Origin of the sequence: Streptomyces sp. V4I8, from assembly GCF_041261225.1 — a bacterium.
Taxonomy (GTDB): domain Bacteria; phylum Actinomycetota; class Actinomycetes; order Streptomycetales; family Streptomycetaceae; genus Streptomyces.
Map to the genome: position 1 here is coordinate 50,664 of NZ_JBGCCN010000001.1, position 18,368 is coordinate 69,031.

The 18,368-nt window shown below is 69.4% G+C and carries 13 protein-coding genes and 2 pseudogenes; 8 read left to right on the plus strand and 7 right to left on the minus strand.

What is annotated here, in order from left to right; all coding sequences use genetic code 11:
* Positions 1-22: 22 nt before the first annotated feature.
* The 3 genes from ABIE67_RS00140 to ABIE67_RS00150 form a co-directional block, all read right to left on the minus strand.
* Positions 23-2,983, minus strand: coding sequence for a hypothetical protein (locus ABIE67_RS00140; RefSeq protein WP_370251552.1), 2,961 nt, complete (start codon positions 2,981-2,983; stop codon positions 23-25).
* Positions 2,980-5,751 carry a DUF6603 domain-containing protein gene (locus tag ABIE67_RS00145; protein ID WP_370251554.1) on the minus strand — a complete coding sequence of 924 codons (2,772 nt, stop codon included), beginning with the start codon at positions 5,749-5,751 and terminating at the stop codon, positions 2,980-2,982. The genes ABIE67_RS00140 and ABIE67_RS00145 overlap by 4 nt, the downstream gene beginning before the upstream one ends.
* Positions 5,752-6,077: 326 nt before the next feature.
* A complete protein-coding gene (locus ABIE67_RS00150) occupies positions 6,078-6,353 on the minus strand; it encodes a hypothetical protein (RefSeq protein ID WP_370251556.1) in 276 nt (91 codons plus the stop codon).
* 710 nt (positions 6,354-7,063) lie between these two features.
* Here ABIE67_RS00150 and ABIE67_RS00155 point away from each other — a divergent pair.
* Positions 7,064-8,073 (plus strand): annotated as a pseudogene (locus ABIE67_RS00155) (IS256 family transposase); the annotation flags it as partial.
* Positions 8,074-8,111: 38 nt separating this feature from the next.
* Here the strand turns inward: ABIE67_RS00155 and ABIE67_RS00160 are convergent.
* Complete coding sequence (locus tag ABIE67_RS00160; RefSeq protein ID WP_370251558.1) at positions 8,112-9,413, minus strand: transposase; 1,302 nt, start codon at positions 9,411-9,413, stop codon at positions 8,112-8,114.
* A 163-nt stretch (positions 9,414-9,576) separates the two neighbouring features.
* On the opposite strand from ABIE67_RS00160, the pseudogene ABIE67_RS00165 reads away from it, so the two are divergent.
* From ABIE67_RS00165 to ABIE67_RS00175, 3 genes and pseudogenes are all read left to right on the plus strand, one after another.
* Positions 9,577-9,816, plus strand: a pseudogene (locus ABIE67_RS00165) (transposase); the annotation flags it as partial.
* Between the two features lie 78 nt (positions 9,817-9,894).
* Positions 9,895-11,058, plus strand: coding sequence for a tyrosine-type recombinase/integrase (locus tag ABIE67_RS00170; RefSeq protein ID WP_370251560.1), 1,164 nt, complete (start codon positions 9,895-9,897; stop codon positions 11,056-11,058).
* 5 nt (positions 11,059-11,063) lie between these two features.
* Positions 11,064-11,438, plus strand: coding sequence for a helix-turn-helix domain-containing protein (locus ABIE67_RS00175; protein ID WP_370251562.1), 375 nt, complete (start codon positions 11,064-11,066; stop codon positions 11,436-11,438).
* Positions 11,439-11,636: 198 nt separating this feature from the next.
* On the opposite strand, the gene ABIE67_RS00180 is transcribed toward ABIE67_RS00175, so the two are convergent.
* Positions 11,637-11,819, minus strand: a complete 183-nt coding sequence (locus ABIE67_RS00180; RefSeq protein ID WP_370251564.1) for a hypothetical protein — start codon at positions 11,817-11,819, stop codon at positions 11,637-11,639.
* On the opposite strand from ABIE67_RS00180, the gene ABIE67_RS00185 reads away from it, so the two are divergent.
* The 4 genes from ABIE67_RS00185 to ABIE67_RS00200 all read left to right on the plus strand — a co-directional run bounded on the left by ABIE67_RS00185 (position 11,809) and on the right by ABIE67_RS00200 (position 15,952).
* Entirely contained in the window at positions 11,809-13,488 is a 1,680-nt protein-coding gene (locus tag ABIE67_RS00185; RefSeq protein ID WP_370251566.1) for a hypothetical protein, read from the plus strand. The two genes, ABIE67_RS00180 and ABIE67_RS00185, sit on opposite strands and share 11 nt — an antisense overlap.
* Before the next feature lie 53 nt (positions 13,489-13,541).
* Positions 13,542-13,691: a hypothetical protein gene (locus tag ABIE67_RS00190; protein ID WP_370251568.1), complete on the plus strand. Its 150-nt coding sequence runs from the start codon at positions 13,542-13,544 to the stop codon at positions 13,689-13,691.
* 347 nt (positions 13,692-14,038) lie between these two features.
* Complete coding sequence (locus ABIE67_RS00195; protein ID WP_370251570.1) at positions 14,039-14,851, plus strand: hypothetical protein; 813 nt, start codon at positions 14,039-14,041, stop codon at positions 14,849-14,851.
* A gap of 267 nt (positions 14,852-15,118) precedes the next feature.
* Positions 15,119-15,952, plus strand: coding sequence for a tyrosine-type recombinase/integrase (locus ABIE67_RS00200; RefSeq protein ID WP_370251572.1), 834 nt, complete (start codon positions 15,119-15,121; stop codon positions 15,950-15,952).
* On the opposite strand, the gene ABIE67_RS00205 is transcribed toward ABIE67_RS00200, so the two are convergent.
* Positions 15,870-16,379, minus strand: a complete 510-nt coding sequence (locus tag ABIE67_RS00205) for an NUDIX domain-containing protein (protein ID WP_370268012.1) — start codon at positions 16,377-16,379, stop codon at positions 15,870-15,872. The two genes, ABIE67_RS00200 and ABIE67_RS00205, sit on opposite strands and share 83 nt — an antisense overlap.
* A 335-nt stretch (positions 16,380-16,714) precedes the next feature.
* Entirely contained in the window at positions 16,715-18,361 is a 1,647-nt protein-coding gene (locus tag ABIE67_RS00210) for an HNH endonuclease (protein ID WP_370251574.1), read from the minus strand.
* Between the last annotated feature and the right edge of the window lie 7 nt (positions 18,362-18,368).

Consider the following 18,368-nt stretch of genomic DNA (forward strand, 5'->3'; position numbering starts at 1 on the left):
GCACGTGGCGGCGGCGGTTACGTCACGCAGGCGGTTCGCCGACCATTGCGCTCGCCGAGAACGCCAGCTGGAACGGGCGCTGGAAGAGGATCCGCGCGAAATTCGAAGCGTCCAGGCCTTCCCATCCGGGAGGGTCCTGGCCGGGGCCGAGAGCGGGCGGGCGTCGGCCCTCGGCCCCGGCCAGGACCCTCGGTACGACGAATCCGTTCACGGTGGGGACTTCGTCCCAGGTGAGGTTGGGCCAGGAGTCGAACGCCGGGGATTTGGGGGTCCGTACGTCGAAGCCGAACTGGGCGCCGCGCATGGGTTCGCGCATCACGAACATCCAGTGTTCGGCGACGGCTTGTGCGGCGGTCAGGTCGGCGAAGCCGTACACGTTGGTGCGTTCGTCCACGGGCAGCACGAACCTGGGTTCCTTCCAGGTGACGTCCGGGCCTTCCACCTTCCGGTCCACGGACTTGGCGGCGAGGACGACGGTGCCCGGATACCGCTGGAGTACCTCGCCGCGGATCAGGAGGAAGAGAAGGTTCGTGCCCCGGTCGGGGCCGTGGTCGCCGAGTTTGCCGTCCAGCCCCCAGCGGGCGATCTCGCCGTAGTCGGGTTGGGTGCCGCCCGGCGGCCAGAAGCGGGAGAACGGTGTGCCCGCCTCGTCCGTCGGGTACTCACGCCACCGGAGCTCGCGGTTGAACTCCTGGTTCAGTCCGACCAGCATCGCTTCCACGAATGCCGGGTTGGGTTCGAGGAGCGTCGAAGTGTTGTCCGGGAAAGCTGAGATGCCTGGTACGGCCCATTCGGGCCAGCGGGTCAGCAGCTCCGCCGCGATCGGGAACCCGAACTCCGGGTGGGTCATGATCGGGCGCAGCGGGCGGGCATCTTGGTCGGTGCGTTCGCCCATTACCACCTGGCCGAGGCGCGACGTCATGTGCCCCATGCACTGCGGCACCGGGCGGATTACTCGCCGGATGCGCTTGACGAGGGTGCCGGACGTCATGCCCAGGCCGGCTGCGGCCAGTAGGGGTGTGGCTCGCTTCTCGACGCTGATCTTCCGGCGGATCCCGCGCAGGGCCCCCGGCCGCGCTGCGGGACGAGGCTCACCCGGCCGTTCCCGTTCTTGCTTCTTGACGAAGAGGGCTTCAAGTTCCTGTCTCGGGTTGCCGAATTCCTCGAACATCGGGCTGTCGATGCCTTTCTCGCAGAAGTCGTCGGCGACCATCCACAGCCCGAACAGCACGTCGTTGAGGGTCTGGGACGCGAACTCGGCCGACGGGTCGCCGGCACGGGCCTCCGACGCGGCCATCGGCCCGTGTACGACTTCGCCGACCGGCGGGATCGCCTCGCGCTCGACCCCGGCAAGCCAGGTCGACGGCAAGGAGACCTTCGAGGCGTCCAGGGCCCGGCTGAGGAAGGGCCCGGTGGCCGTCGCCCTCACGCCACCCGCCGGGCCCCCAGCCGACGCCTGCGCCGCAGCTCCTGCCACCTCCATGGCCCGGCTGCTGCGGCGGCGCAGTGCGCCCCCGGGGCGGGTCAGCCGTACGAACGCCGTCGTGGCGACGCCGTCCGGGACGGCCGAGTGGCGCAGCAGGCTCGCAACCGGCTGTCCGCCTGTGCCCTCCTCCTCGGCCTCTATGACGTCACGGTAGAGCGAGGACAGTTCCGTGAGCGGGGCGGTCCGCATGAGGTCGAGGTGTTTGGCCTGCGCGGCCCGGGCGGCCTCGGCGGCGAGTTCCGAGGCCGCGAGGGCCTGGTTCGCCTCGTTGACCTGCCCGACCTGCTCCCAGGCTCGGGCCATCAGGAATTCCTGCTCCAGCTGGACGTACCGGGCACCGATCGCGGCCGCGATGCGATATTTCACCTGCGTGTTCAGCTCGTTCATCCAGCCGGCCGCCGGGACCTGCTGCGCGCCGGTGTGGTGGCTTCCGTACAGGGGTGCGGCGACGGCCTTCTCATCGCGGTCCGGCGGCATCCCCACCCGGTCGGGCTGCCGCCGGGCCGCCGGCGCGTCCAGGTGCTCGACGATCAGCCCGCGGAACTTGTTCATGCTGGCCTCGTGGCTCCACACGTCATTCGCGGTGTCGGTGTGCGGCAGCCGCAGGGCGCCGTGGACGGGCACCGTCACCTGTGCGGGTGCCACGCCCTGCAGCACGTCCTTGTGCGGCCACGGATGGCGGACGTCCACGGTGCGGGCACCGAAGCCTTCGAGGCTGTCTCCCTCGACCGGTGCGACCTTGCGGGCGAGCTCCTCGAACGATCCTTCCGACCCGGTGCGAAACCGCCACCAGTGGTAGACGGGCAGCCGGGCCTGCGCCTGTCCCGGCGACCAGGCCGGGGCGTTGCCGTCCGGTGGTGGTGTGTCGCCGAGCCCGGCAGCGACGCCGGCTTTCGTGGCCGGTACCACGCAGGCCAGCCAGCCCCGGTCCGGGTCCAGGTCGCGCGGGCAGATCAGCCGGGCGACGACGTTGTCGACGCCGCTGCGCACGTCCCGGGTGACGGCGCCTTCGGGGGTCTCGCCGTCTTCGATCCGCGCCTCGACGTGCGCCCATGCCCAGGCGTCACCCAGGTCGGGCAGTGCGGTCCCTGGGGCTTCGACGACGGGCAGCGGGACACCCTGCTTCAGGTCGCCCTCGTTGTCGCGCAGGACGAGCAGGGCCAGCCACGGCAGCTTCCGGACGGCCGGGAAGCTGAGCAGCCACGGAAGGCTCGCGTCCGAGAACTCCACGTGGGCGAGGTAGTTGGCCGGGCTGTTCGGGCAGCCCGGGGGCGGCTCTTCCCGTACGACCACGGCGCGGTCGAAGCCGATGGTGTCACCGGGGCCGAGGAGCTGGAGGGCGGGGCCGGGGCGGTCGGGGAAGGTCTCCGCCACCTGGTCTTTGATCGCCCGGGTGATACGGACGGCGGGGCTGAACGACGGCCGGGAGCCCGTGACCGACGTCGCGTCGGCTGCGGCGCCGACCTCTGCTGAGGAGATGAACCAACGGCGGGTCATCGCAGGATCTCCACCTTCATCGTGTCGATCGGTCGTTGCGCGGCACGCCACCGGTCGGCCCGCTCGGCCGCGCGCACGGGGCGGGCGAAGCCTTCGAGGACGAACGCTCCGGTTCCGGCGAGGGGCAGGCCGTTGCGCGGCGGCGGCGCGGTGAACCAGCCCAGCTCGACCTTGTAGCCGGTCTCGTAACTCACGTCGACGAGGTGCCGTGTGCCGAGCTGGACGTCGGTGTCGGAGAGCCGGACGCCGCTCGTGCAGTCTTCGAAGGCCGGTCGTGACAGTTGCTCCTCGTCGTTCATCGCGAAGAATTCGCCGGGTACGAACGGCTGCGTGAGCGGTCCGAAGGTATCCATCGGGTCGTCGGTTGCACGCTCGACGGGGGTGATCCGCCACAACTGCTCGGGCACACCCACCCGGTGGAACCGGGTGATCGGTTTTTCGAGCGGTACGACCTTCTGGCTCACGCGGAAGGTCGCGTCCGGCGCTGCCACTTCGCCGCGGGCCAGCGATCCGTTGGCCGCGTCGGTGTACCGCAGGCCGCTGCGGTCCGCCGGGCTGCGCTCGGCCGTCCAGGCATCCGGCTTGGCCAGTGCGTCACGCAGCAGCGGGAGGATGTCCTCGGCCTTGGCCGCCGACGCCGGGAGTTCGCCCCACCGCTCGTCGAAGTCCAGGGACACGTCCCAGAACAGCACGGAGATTGTTCCCGTGCCGAACGCATGCCAGGGCGCGGGCCCTTCCAGGGTGAAGTCGAGCCCGATGGAGGCCAGTCGCTCGCCGAGTGCGAGGACGGCGACCCCGGCGTACACGTGCACGGAGAACGACAGCGTCGGCTCCCACACGAAGAGCGCGTCGAGGCCGAGGTAGCCCTCCACGCCGCACCCGGCGATCACCGCGTCGAGGTGCAGTTTGGCGCCGAATTGCAGCGAGTTCGAGGTCAGCGCCAGGTATGCCTCCGCGCGCAAGCTGATGATTCCGTTGCCCAAGTCCATGGACAGGCGCTGCAGTTGGGGTACGCCAGGCGGGCGGGCGTAGCGCGGGTGGAAGCCGCCGGCAGACAGGACGAACACCGCATCCCGGCCGCCGCGCAGCAGCAGGAAGAACTCGCCGGCGACGGGCAGGCCGACGATGCGCGAACCGGTGAGGGTCGCCAGCAGCTCGACCGACGGCACACCGGGATCGATCTTGCCGAAGACGTTGGCCTGGAGCCGGATCAGCGGCACGACGGGATCCGGCAGGGCGATCACCAGCCGGCCGACGAAGAAGGCCCGTACCGGGTCGGGCAGGTCCAGGATGAGCGCGGCGGACAGGGAGACGATCCGGCCGCCCCAGGTGATGCGCACCATCGGGCCGATGACGAACCGGCTCCGCGCGACCGGGAAACAGGCTTCCAGGGAGCCCGCTATCTCGTCGGCACGGGCGACGGCGTTGCCCGGGAACAGGACACGGTCGGCGTTGCCGTCGAGGATCAGCCCGCGCAGCCGCTCCTCGTCGACCCGCCGGTTGACGCCGACCAGGCCGCCGACCGCATCGAGCGCGAAGCCGAAGCTGAGCTGGATCCCCGGATACCCGAACTCCGCCCCGAGCAGGACCAGGAACGACAACTGCTTTTCATTGACGGGGAGTTGCAGCAGTCCGATCGCCTGTACGCGGACCACGCCGAGGTCGACGTCCAGGACGCCCGCGTACGCACCGCTGCCGGCTTCACCGCGCTGCTGCACCGCCCCGCCGCCGGAGACCGGGCCCGCAGCGAGCCCGATGCCCATTCCGGTGGGGAAGTTCGCAGAGATGCGCAGTGGGTCGATACCGATCCGGTCGGCGTCGAAGCTGACGGGCAGGCTGAGCCCCAGGCCGTCGAGGTCGGCGCTCAGCGGGAGGGCAGCCGGCTTCGCGAACAGGGACAGCGTCGGTCTGAGGACGACTTCGGTGCCGTCGTCGTCGAGTTCCAGTGCGAAGCGCCGGGCGGTTGCGCCCGGAAGGTTCAGGCTGACGGGGAGTTCGAGGCGGGCGCCGCCGTCCTCGAACCGCAGGCCGTCCGCGCGGCTCGCCCGGATGGCGAAGTCGGTCTTGCGAGTGGTCGTGGCGCCGCTGTCGCCCAGGAAGGACGAGAGCGCGGGCGGCAGTACGGCAGCCTGGAAGCCCAGCACGCCGAGTTCGACGGTGAAGGGGACCTGGGGTGACGCTGTCGCCGTGAGGTGGAGGGCGTCCATCGAGATGTGCGGCCCGTCGGCCGGGCCGCAGGTGATCTGAGCACGATGGGCCAGGGTGATCGTCGCGGTCCCCGCCGGTGTCACGGACGCGCCGCCGGGAGAGAAGGACGCGGTCCAGGCGTCCTGGGACTGCGCTTCGGCGGTGACGCTCCAGAGGCCGTCGGGGTGTGCGCGGCTGAACGTCACGCCCGGGGTGACGACGACATCGACGGTCGGTCCGGTGTCGTCCGGCCCGGGTGACACGGCGAGCACGGCGCGGGAGCCGCCGTCGGTCAGTACGAGGGCCAGTCCGCGTGCCGCTCCTGGTGCGCGCTTCCATCCGTGGGCGCGGACGGGCGATCCGGCGTCGGTGACGTCGCCGAGTGCGTCGCGCAGCAGCCGGAGCAGGGCGTGGCTGTCGGGGAGGGCGGCCAGCGGCTCCAGGAGCCTGTCCTGCAGTGCCGGGTGCTCGCCGGTGAGCGCCTGAAGGCCTGCCAGCGGGTCTCGTAGGGTGCGGGCCGCGTCGTCGGCCAGCTTCCAGAACAGCGCCGACACGGTCTTCAAGAGTGTGTTCGGGTCCATCGCCGCTCGCCTTCCCAGCGGAAACGCGGGAAACGCCGTGCTCTTTCGACAGTAGATCCCCAGCCCGCCCCCGGCGAGTTCACGGCCAGCGGTCGCAGATCGTGGCCGGTCCGCGACCGCTGGCGAGCAGAGTCGGGAGTCGCGCTTCAGGGGGTTCAGAGAGAGTTTCAGGGCGTCCAGTAGTTGTGGGTGACAACGAGCATGGACTGCAGCTGCACACTGGTGGCGTAGTAGCCGGTGCGGCGGGGGGCGATTCTGCGTGCAAGACTCGTCTGGCAGAGAACGCCGGACGGGTGAGAGGCATGATTAACGACCGCCCCGTCTGGTCAAGGCGCATGGAGTCCGAGCGTGCCGCCCGCAGCTGGAGTCCCCTCGATGCAGCCCGTGCCATCAGGGGCCCGCGCCTGCTCGGGCAGCAGAGTGACGTCCGAGATCAGGGTTCGCAGCAGGCGCTTGCGGTCCCGGTCCTTGGTGTCGGGGGCGTACCACAGTCCGGGCAGGTCGGCGGCCAGCGCCTGCAGGGCGGTGCGGTCGGGCAGCGCCGCACGGGCCTCGCGGGCCGCGGCCAGGGCGGCTTGGGCCTGGTCCGAAGACCAACGCACCGCTCCGGCGCTTGACGAACAGAATCTCCAGCCGCTGACCAGTCAGCGCGTGGAACGGATGGGTCACCGTCAGAGAACCCAAGGACTGCTTGGACGACGCGGCACTATGCCGTGACCGTCGGCAATACCAGTGGCCGCGTGGTTCCGTTCTTCTTTGGAATATTTACGCGGCGTAGCGGACTGCCGGTCCCGTCGCTTGTCGCAGCCGAACGGCCGCAAGGCGTAGGAAGGTTCCCGTTTTACTGAGTGGGTGGCGTCGCGGGCGGGTACGGCGTGTTTCCGCGCCGATGGCGGCGTGGCCAAGGTTTCACAGCCCTGTGGCCCAGGCTCAGCGGTTGTGCATCTCCCGCACGTCTGCGGCAACTTCATCTGTGTTGCGGTGCTCCTCCTTGCCGTTGGAGGCCGCAGTCTCTCTGAACTGTACGTACTGTCTTGCGTCTTGCGCCTCTCGGTGTTGACCGTACATCTTTGATGCATTGCCTGCACCATCGAGTGTTACTGGAGGTGTCGATGTCGCAGGGCGAGGATGGGTCTGGCGAGCAGGTGGGCTGATGGCGTCCTGCGACGTGGTGTAGGCGATCGAGGTGTGGGTGTGCGCGGGTGTCTGCCCGGGGCGCACGCCTGATGGGGGTGGCCGCTCCCTGACCAAGGGGTGGGCCACCGTGCAACTCTCCCTGCTAAAACGCCAGTTCAAGCGATGGGAGTGCACGATGGCCCTGTCCCAGGATGACTTACTGCGGTTGCTTCGGTCACTACGCTCGTCCGATGGAATCGAGCTGGTCCGCAGTGTGGCCGAGCGGATGCTGCAGGAACTGATCGAGGCCGAGACCGCCGCGCACATCGGTGCCGAGTGGAACGAGCACACTGCCTCGCGAACGGCGTTCCGCAACGGGCACCGCGACAAGACCCTGACCACGCAGGCCGGCGACCTGGACCTTCAGATCCCCAAGCTCCGCACCGGCAGCTTCTTCCCCAGCCTGCTCGAGCGCAGGCGCCGCATCGACCAGGCACTCTACGCCGTGATCATGGAAGCCTACGTCCACGGAGTCTCCACCCGCTCCGTCGACGACCTGGTCAAGGCCCTGGGCGGGGACAGCGGGATATCCAAGAGCGAGGTCTCCCGGATCTGCGGCGAGCTGGACGAGCCGCTGACCGCCTTTCGCACCCGGCCCCTGGACCACACCCGGTTCCCCTACATCTACCTGGACGCGACGTACTGCAAGGTACGGGTGAACCACCAGATCGTCTCCCAGGCCGTGGTCATCGCCACCGGCATCACCGAGGACGGCGGCCGCGAGGTCCTCGGGACCGCTGTCGGCGACAGCGAGAGCGAGGCATTCTGGTCCGAGTTCCTGCGCTCCTTGCGCGAGCGCGGCCTGTCCGGGGTGCGCCTGGTCATCGCCGACCACACAGCGGCCTGGTCAAGGCGATCCGCAAGGTCATGCTGGGATCCGCCTACCAGCGCTGTCGTGTCCATTTCCTGCGCAACTGCTTCGCACACATCCCCAAGGGGACCGGCGAGATGGTCGCCGCGACCATCCGCACCGTCTTCGCCCAGCCCACCGCCCAAGCGGTCCAAGCCCAGCTGGACACCGTCGCCGACATGCTCGGCGAGCAGTTCCCCAAGGTCAAAGAAATGCTCCTGGACGCGAAGGAAGACCTGACCGCGTTCGCCGTCTTCCCCCTCCAGCACTGGAAAAAGATCCAGTCCACCAACCCTCGTGTTTGTAGCGAATGGTGATCTTGGGGTGGCGGGCTCTACGCCGCGGCTGCTTCCCAGGCGCGGATGACCGCGGCGATTTCATCGGGACCGGGTTGACCTGCAGGGTTGTGAATATGGCGGGCGGCGATGATCGTCCGGCGAAGCTTGATCACCATGTCGCTGAACGCCGGGGTCGCCTTCGTCGCGTACCAGGGCTGTCGTGCGCGCCGGTCGGCGATGTCGGCGGGGTGGTGCCCGTGGGCGGCGTACCAGAGGACGACGATGGTGTAGACGGCCAGGCCGAAGGGGACGGTGCGCTCCACCGCGCGCCGGGTGCGGTTGCGGGCCTGGCCGACGCCGAGATCCTGGCGCATGTGCTCGAAGATCGATTCGATCGGCCAGCGCGTGCCGTACCGTTCAATGAGGTCGTCGGCGGGACTGACCAGGTCGGTGCTGATCAGAGCGAGGTCGTACGGGCGGGTCGAGTTCAGGTCGCGGATCAGGACGAGGCGGACCGGGAGGTCCTTGAAGGCTCCGTACCACAGGCATTCCCTCTCGGTGATCCACACGAACTCCATGCGCCCGTAACGCTCCACGACGGCAAGGCGCCATGTCGCCGTCTGGGCAATCGCGGTCAGTGAGCCCAGCGCCCTGCCCTTCTTGCGGGGCCGTCCCCGCTTGTTGGTCTTGGGCGGGGTCGGCGCGGACAGGGCGGCGTTGCGCGGGAGTCGGGTGGTGAAGGTGACCGACGGGGGCAGGTCGGCGACCTTGCCGGAGTGGTAGGCAGCGTCGCCGGTGACGTGGAGAGTGCGGCCGGGGAAGAGCGCGGCCAGGTCGTGGACCATCTCCAGGGCCAGGTCGGTGCGGGAGGCGGTGGCCTTGCCCCGCCACAGCCGGGCGGCCACCGGCACAGCGACCGGCTTGGCGAGGAAGGGCAGGCGGACCACGACCGCGCAGATGACCCAGGTGTTGCCGAACCCGAGCTTGTCCTTGCCCCGCCCGGAGCCGTCATGCGCCCACAGCGCCCCGAAGACCTTCCTGCCGACCCGGTGCAGCAGGGTGTCGTCGACGACAGCCAGGATCGGCGCGTCCGCTGGGAGCAGGGCTTCGACCACGGCTCGGGCCAGGCGCAGGCCGAGCTGGTCGGGATCCCACGAGGCCTCAGAGAAGAAGGCGTGGGCCCTGCGGTGCGGCCACAGCCGCGACAGTCCCGCCCCCGTCAGCATCCCGGTGACCGTACGCCGCCCCGTCTGCGCGGCCATCCCGGCCACCAGATGGCAGAACGTCTCGAACGAATGCTTCGTGAAACACGGACGAGTGACCTGCAGAACAAGCAGCAACGACGCCGGTAACGTCATCCCCGGAACCATCAGCGGCAACTTCCTCGCTTCGAGGCGGTTGGATCAACACCGCTGATGGTTCTTCACGTTCAGCCTGACGTTCCGCAAGCCACTCAGCGGGCTCACCCGAACAGGGAAGCCACTATCTGTTCAAGATCACGATTCTCCGCAAAGTCGAGCCAACCCCCTGGAACGACTGAACCGGGAGATCAAACGCCGCACCGACGTCGTCCAGGTCTTCCCCAACCCCGCCGCACTCCAGCGCCTGGTCACCGCCATCCTCAGCGAACTACACGACGAGTGGATCGCCTTCCCCCGCCGCTACCTCCCCGAGGGCAGCATGACCGCCATCTACGCCGACGAACACGCCGGGAACACCACCCGCGCGCTCCCCGGCACCCCGAACACCACCGGAGAATGATCGCCTACACCATCACACGGGACGCCATCGGTGGGCTCGCGTGTGCCGGGTGTGGCCTCGTTGTCCGTGGTGCCCGGGGTGAGGCTGCTGCTGCCGTGCGAGGCGGTGTTCGAGAAGATGATCGAGGGGTTCGTCGAGTGCCAGCAGGCCCGTGCGCTGCAGCCGGACACCATTGCCGGCCGGGTGCGGACGGTGCGTCAGCTGCAGGCGTTTGCCGATGCGTTCCCGTGGGAGTGGAACGCCTCGGTGTTCGACCGGTGGTCGGCGGCTGTGGCCGCCGCGGTGGCGCACTCGACACTCGGGCAGAAGCAGCTGCAGCTGAGTGCGTTCCTGTCCTACCTGGTCAATCCGGCCTACGGGTGGGCGTCGGTGTGCCGGGAGATGTTCGGCGCGTTTCCCGCCATGGTGCTGGCGGAGCTCAACAGCGTGCGACACTCCCAGGGGTACGTCGGGCGGCCCAGCCGCAACCGGCCGCTGACCCGCCCGGAGGTGCGGGCGTTCTTCGGGCAGATGGATCCGGAAATCGCCAGGCTGCATGCTGCCGGTCACAAGGGTGCGCTGACCGCGGCTCGTGACCTGGCGATGTTCACCACGATGTACGGCTGGGGGCTGCGCCGCCGTGAGGCCGCGCGGCTGGAGATCCATGACTGGCGGCGGCAGGCCAAGCTGGCGGAGTTCGGGGACTTCGCGGGGCTGGCGGTGCGGTGGGGCAAGGCCCTGCCCGGGCAACCGCCGCGCCGACGGATAGTGATCTCCGTGTGGCCCTGGGCGGTGGCGACCGTGCGGTACTACGTTCAGCACATCCGGCCGCTGTTCTACCGTGACGGGCTCGATGACGGGGTGATGTTCCCCACCGAGCGCGGCGGGGAGATCTCCGTCCGCTCGGTGAACGACCGCTTCGCTCACTGGCGCCTGCTGACGGGGCTGCCGGACTACCTGTGCCCGCACTGCCTGCGCCACACTTACGTCACCCGGCTGATCGAGGCCGGTTACGACGCCTCGTTCGTCACCGAGCAGGTCGGTCACTCACATGCCGCGACCACGGCGATCTATACCGCCCTCTCCAGTGACTACAAGAACTCCAAGGTGCGCGAGTTCCTTGACTCCGCAGAGGAGGAAGCCCTGCGCAGTGCCTTCGCCCGGGCGGAGGCCGAGGCCGACATGGACGACGAGTTCGACACCTTCGACACCGCGGACGGCGAAAGCACCCCGGTGACCGGCGGCCACAGGGGAACACGATGAAGGCCGTGCCCGGAGGCCAGGCAGAGGACCGCAGGCCGTCCGGACCGGAGGCGCTGCAGCCACGGTGCGTGTGGCGGCTGCGCGAGCTGATGGCGGTGCGCCGCAGCTGGTTCAACACCACCAAGCTGGTTCCCGAACTGCGCCGCTACGGCTTCGACTTCGACCGCAGCACCGTCTACCGTCTGGTGTCCGCGGAGCAGCCCCCGAAGATTCCCCTGGAACTCGTGGTGGCGCTGTGCAAGATTCTCGACTGCCGGTTCGAGGACCTGGTGACCGAGGCCGAGCCCGAGGACGGTGAGCGTCCACGCCCACGCGGAGCGGGTCCGGTCATGCCGGACGGGCCAGTGCTCTCCGGCGATTTCTTCGACGCCGAGAGCTGATGGGCTCGCTGCGATGGCCACGGTGCGCGGGCGGTGCGACGGCTGCGGCCGCGAGCGCTCCCTCAGCCTGAGGAGCAAGAGCCGCCGGTTGTGCAAGACGTGCTATGACGCGTCGCGGCCGAAGGAAGTCTGCTGCCGGTGCGGCGAGTTGTGCGCGCCGTGTGCGCGTACCGGGGCCGATCCGGTGTGTGCCCGCTGTCACCGCGCTGCCAGCGCCGAGCCCTGTACGGACTGCGGCCGGCTGCGCCCGGTGGCCGCGCGGCCCGGCGGTGAGCCGGTGTGCGGCTCGTGCTGGCGGCGCCGCAGCGCCGCCACCTGTATCTCCTGCGGCCGGACCCGGCCTGTCCGCTCCAGGACCTCCGACGGCCCGGTGTGCGCCACGTGCTTCGCCCGCGCAGCCCCGCCGGGCCGCTGCTCCGGATGCGGACGGCACGGACCGATCAAGCTGAAGAAACGCAACCTGTGCAGCACCTGCGCAGGCAAGCATCGTCCCCCGGAGCCGTGCCGCGACTGCGGCCGTACCCGGCCGGTTGCCGTCCGGGATGCCCGCGGGCCGCAGTGCCATGCCTGCTGGCGCAGGCGGCACCGCGCCCTGTGTACGCGGTGCGGCAAGGACCGGCCGGCCCTCGGCACTCTCGACGGCCGGCCGTACTGCCCGTACTGCTGGGAGAAGGTCCGACCAGCCGCCGAGCTGTGCGCGGACTGCGGCCAGCTGCCCGCCGCGCTCACCTCCCGCCAGGACGGCCTGCGCCGCTGTCGGCGCTGCCACCAGGCCAAGCCCGGACCCTGCGCCCGCTGCGGCACCGTGACCAAGGCCGAGCGCCACTGGCCGGAAGGCCCGGTCTGCCTGACCTGCGTGGACACCGTCCGGTTCACCCACGCCACCTGCACCTCCTGCCGCCGGCACCGCCCGGTCTTCCGCCGCGACAGCGACGGCACCCCGACCTGTCCCGAGTGCGCCGGCATCCAGCTCACCTACACCTGCACCGTGTGCGGCGGCATGGGCCGCATCCACAGCCGCCGGCGCTGCCCGCCCTGCTGCGCCGCCCAACGCCTCGACGAGGTATTCACCGCCGGCCCCGACCACCTGCGGGCCGAACTCGCACCCCTGCACCGGCACCTGGCCAGCTACCCCAGCCCGTACACCCTCATCGCCTACCTCGACGGCGCCGGCGGACGGCTGATCCACCGCCTCCTGACCGGCGACCTCGCCTGCACCCATGACGGCCTCGACCAGCTCCGCCAGACCGCCTCCGTCACCCACCTGCGCAGCCTGCTCACCGCGGTCGGCCTCCTGCCCTCCCGCAACGAACATCTGGCCCGCGCCCAGCACCGAGCCCAGACGCTGCTCGACAACGTGCACGAGCCCGCCGACCGGCTGCTGCTGGCCCGCTACCTGCGCTGGGCCCTCCTGCCCGCCATCCACGAACACACCCAGCACACCGGCCGCCTCGGCCCCCACCACGCCCGCTACCTCCTCGAACAACTGCGCACCGCCCACGCGTTCACCCAATATCTCCGAACCACCGGCAGCACGCTCGCCGACTGCACCCAGCCCCACGTCGACGCCTGGCTCTCCTCCCAGCGCTGGCGCACCAGCTACCTGCGCCAGTTCCTCACCTGGGCAGCCGTACACGGCGAAGCACCTCGCCACGTCGCCGTCAGCGCCCTCGCCACCAGCGAAGACCGGTCGATCATGAGCGACACCGACCGCCTCCTTCTGGCCCACCGCCTCGAACACGACGACACCTTCGCCCTGCCCGACCGCGTCGCCGGATGCCTCGTACTCCAGTACGGCCAGCACCTCACACGCATCGCGCAACTGACCGTCGACGACGTCCTCGAACACCCCACAGAACCCAGCATCCTCGGACTCACCCTCGGCAGCGACCCGCTCTGGCTACGGCCCCAGCTCTCACACCTGACGGCACGCCTGATCATCGAACGCCGCCCGGACCGCGCCTGGCCCGCAGCATGCCGACACCGCACCTGTTCCCCGGCGCACACCCCGGCCGGCCACTCAGCGCCGACCACCTCGCACGCCGCCTGAAGACCCTCGGGATCAAGAACATGCGCCATGCCCGCAACGGAGCACTGCTCTCTATGGTCGGCAGCGTCCACTGGAAACTCCTCGCCGACCTGCTGGGCATCTCCGACTCCGCAGCCCAGCGATGGCACACCGCCGCCGGAGCCGACCGTGCCAGCTACGTCGCCTCACGCCTCAAACAGGACACCGCAACTGGCCCCGAGTAGACATCCCCATGGAGATCCACACCTGATTCACGCCACTCCCCGTGGTCAGTTCTTGCCGGGCGGAATGGCCATTCGTCCCCGAGTGATACTGCTCGGCACCAGGAGACGTGGGCGCAGGCGTGTGCCTTCCGCCTGGCGGCCGCCCGAGGCGTGCGTGGGGTCGTCGCGCACAGCGACCCCGAGCCCAGGACGCGCCTCACCGCCCACGGCCCCGAGCTGATCTTTCCCGGTCACTACGGGACGGTCTACCAGGCCAAGGGGATGGACTACCTGGGCAAGACGCGCCCGAGTCGCCTGACCATGCTGCCCGACGGCTCGGTCCTCCATAGTGGAGTACGCACACATGGGTGGCTGTCCTGCGCGGCCAAGGCCGCCGCCAAGGTGAAGCCCGCAGCTACGACGGCATCCGCCGCTACCTCGTTGCGCTCGAGCCAACCCTCGCCGCGTGGACGGCGGCCAACGTGACCACACTGCGGGAGATCACCCAGGACCAAGTTGAAAAGGCCGTCAACGGCCTGTCCGGACACGCCCGCAGACAGCTCGCCATCTGCCTGCGCAGCCTGTTCAATGCCCTGAAACGGGAACGAGTGATCTTCCTGGACCCCACCCGGCACCTGCCCGTCGGAGACCTGACGGGTGTGCCATGGTCCGTTCCCAGCGACGTGCTCGCCAGCCTACTCGACCGGGTCACCACGCCGCTCGGGCGCCTCGTCATCGCCTTGGTCGCCGTCCACGCAGTGCCGGGCAACGACATCCGTACGGTCCGAACCACCAACCTGAGCCTCGCCCGCGGCACGCTCGAGATCCACCGCGGGCTCCTACGGCACACCGTCTATCTAGAGGAGTTCACCCACCAAATGGCCACCGAGTGGCTGACCTACCGCCATCGCCGCTGGCCCGCTTCCACCAACCCCCACTTGCTGGTCAGCCAGAAGACCGCACTTGATCCTGACCAGCCGGCCGTCAGCATCGGCCTGCTCCAAGGAGTCCTCCCCAAGGGGGTGACACTGGAGGGCCTGCGCCAGGACCGGATCCTCAATGAGGCGTTCGAGAACGCCGATCCGCTCAAACTGATGAGGTTGTTCGGCATCACGGAGCAGACGGCCATGCGATACGTCGCCGCAGCCCACCCAGAGCGAACCGCCAAGCTGCCGCGGTAAGCGATTACCCTGCCACATTACGCCCTCCCGAGGTGTGTGATCGGAGTAGTTGTCGCTCCTGAAGGGACGAGGGTCGTCAAGGGCTTTGTTTCTGCAGATCGTTGACGAATCCCAGCAGCGCTGACCGGCTCGCGGTCGCTGGGTGGCGACGGCGAGGTGTTGTGGTCCCTGTGCGGCAGACCTGTGAAGCCCGCTTGAGGCGCTAGCGACCTGCCGTAACAGCCTGGGCATGCCGGATGACCTGCAGTGATAGGTCGCACTGGGGAGATGCATCGGGCCTCATGGCATGTCAGCCTGAAAGTCGGAAGTGCATCCGGCCACGGCGAGAAAAGGCAGCACCTCTTCTGCCACCGCGGCCAGCTCGTCGGCAAGGACTACCTCAACAAGACCATCCTCCCGGCCCTCTGCGGCAAGTCCGGCGTCCCGCAGACCAACTCCCACGGAGCGCTCACCAGCCACCGGGCCCGCGCCACCATCGCCACCCAACTCCTCAACGCCCGCGAGCCGTTGACCGTCCATGACCTTCAGCAATGGCTCGGCCACAAGCACCCGGCCAGCACCCGCTACTACGCGGAGATCCTGCAGCGCACCCTCACCGCCGCCTACAGGAAGGCCGACTACTTCGCCCGCAACGTCCGCACCATCCAGGTCCTCATCGACCGCGAGTCCATCCTCACCGGAGCCGCCGCAGGCGGCGAACAGCCCTGGAAGTACTACGACCTGGGCAGCGGCTACTGCAGCTACGACTTCTTCGCCAAGTGCCCCCACCGGCTGGCCTGCGCACGCTGCCCGTTCTACGTCCCCAAGGACTCCACCCGCGGCCAGCTCCTAGCCGTCAAGGACGGCATCGACCAGATGCTCGAACAGCTCGACCTGACCGACGCCGAACGCGAAGCCCTCGAAGGAGACCGCGAAGCGGTCACCGCCCTTGCCGAACGCCTCGCCGACACCCCCACACCCGCCGGCCCAACCCCCAGAGAGCTCGGAACGACCAGCAGCTTCATTCCTCTGACCCAGCTCACGAACACCCTCTCCACGAAGACGCCGGGTCAGCGCGACATGCAAGATACCGATCGAAAATCTCCTGACTATCAGGAGTGAAGGTCCACTGCTGCAGAGTCCGCCGCAGCTCAGACTCGGTCAGCCACCCCTGCCAGGCCACCTCACCCGGGTCCGGAGCGACGACCTCCGGAAGCACGGCATCGCACACCCCAAGCCAATGAGGGCTGAGCCCACCCCGGTTGAGGAACTTGAACTGAAGGCACACGGTCGCCCGCGCCCCCAGCTCCTCACTGAGCTCGCGGGCCGCCGCCTGCTCATAGGACTCGCCGACTCCCGCCGCGCCCCCGACACCGAGTTCGTAGTGCCCTGGGAAACGGGACAGCTGCTCGGCACGCCGATGAACCAGAAAGCGACTTTGCCTATCGCGGCACACCACCACGCCAACCCGGTGCAGCCAGCCCTCCCGGACGGCCTCCCTCCGGCTGACGACTCCCAGCACTCGGTCCTGATCATCGACACGTTCCACGAGTTCATCCACGACGCATACGGTCCCAGACACCACTGACACCCGACCGAAATGCCCAGAGGGTCAGGACATTAGCCCCGTTGGACGAACTCAACTACATCGAACGAAAGGTCACGCTCCTGTCTCGATTCTCAATAACTTGTCCTGGCTGCGATCCACGGGTTCTACCTGCACCTGGCGGACATCGGTTCGGTCACCGCCGACGCGTCCGCCGCCCTGTTCACCACCGTGCCGGTGCCGGGCAGCCGGGCAGGAAAGCTGATCCTCCGACCGACCCCCGGCAGCCAAATTGACGACATGTCAGCTGACCGGCGCCCCGGCCCCACCGCCGGGGATCACGGGTAGTCGATGCCGAAGAGGCGCTTGAAGATCGCCACCCCGCCCCAGTGCCGGACCTGCTCGTGGATGTCCCGAGGAATGAGCACCATCCGGCCGAAGTCGGGATGGTGGTGCCAGACGAAGTCCGGGCCCGGGTCGTCGATGCCGAGCATCTTGTTGGCGGCGGCCGCGTCCTTGGCGCGGGACCCGCGGTACATCCCGATGTTGACGTCGCCCCGCTTGCCCGCCCACTCGAAGATGTGCTCTTCGAAGCCCTCGAAGGCCGCGCCGTCCATGGAGAGCGCGGCGCGCTCCTCGTGGAAGAGCCGCTTCAGCAGCAGGAAGCTCTCCACCTGCTTGCTGGTGGCGGGGGCGCCCGTGCTCAGCTCGATGACGCGTTCGGCCGCACGGATCTCCGACACCGTGTGCCGACCGAGCGCGATCATTCCGGCGCTGTCCTTGGCCAGGCGGCTCATCATGGTCGTGAAGCGGGAGGCCAGGCCGTTGGCCAGCGCGGATTCCACGATCAGCGGGTTGACGAAGCCGAAGGCGAACTCGGTGACGTTCAGAAAACGCTGCATCGTGTCGTAGCTGTCGCGCAGTTCGTACAGCCGGCCGCTGCTCACGTTGGCGGGCGGCTCGGTGTAGCGCCAGGAGGACAGCGGGCCGTGCAGCAGCGGATTGAAGAACAGGAATTTGTCCAGGAGCCAGTTCCACGCCGACTCCTTGGCCACCTCCCACTCCTCCTCGGGCGTGGCGTAGTCGCGGTCGGGCGCGGGGGTGAGCGGGGTGCCGGAGGGGACCGCGGCCGGGGGCCGGGGGATGAAGCCGGGGGCGAGGTAGGGCGGGTCGGTGGCAGGATCGAGCCGGGAGCCGGTGCCCCAGAGCTTCTCCCAGTCCTTCGCCGTGGGACTCGTCCAGTACGGGATGCCGTGCGGGTCGTGGGCCACGGCCGGCGGCGGTGCGGACGGGCCCTGGTGGCCCGGGGTGCCGGGGCCACTACCCGCCTCGGGGCCGCCGGCCGGCGGCGGTGAGCCGCTCGGGCCGCTTTCGCCGCCGGGCGCGCCGCCGTGCTCCGGAGATCCGCCCGTGGGTACTCCGCGACCCCCCGGGGCGGGCTCACCGCCGGCCGCGGGACCTTCTGCCGCGGTGCCGGGCTGGCTCCGCCCGGCCGGCGCCGGGCCGGTGTCTGACGTGCCTCCCCCGCCCGAAGCCGGCGCACCGGGGCTCCCCCCGCTGTCAGTGGAGCTATGGCCGCCCGTCGGATGGGGAGCGCCAGGGGACGCCCCGCCGCCGTCCCCGGCCGGGTGCGGCGAGGTGGTGACGCCGCCGGTGGCCGCGTGGTCGGGAAAGATCCACACACCGGTGCCGTCGTCACTGGCAACGAAGGCCGGCTCGCCCTGCAGGTGCGGGTGGCCGTGCGTCTGGAAGTAGGTCAGCGCCTCGTGCCCCGAGGCGTGTCCGTGGATCAGCTTGTCCACTGTCGCTTCTTCGGCGGGGGTGGCAGTGGGTGTCGTCCAGATCATCGGCAGGCTCGGCGCGCCGTGGCCGTGGCTGCTGCCGGGCCAGTCAGCGGTCCAGCCGACCAGATCCGCCAGGTATGCGGCGGTCTCACCGCCGGTCCTCGATTCCATGACGGCCGGCGCATGGCTGGGATCGGGCATGTCAAGC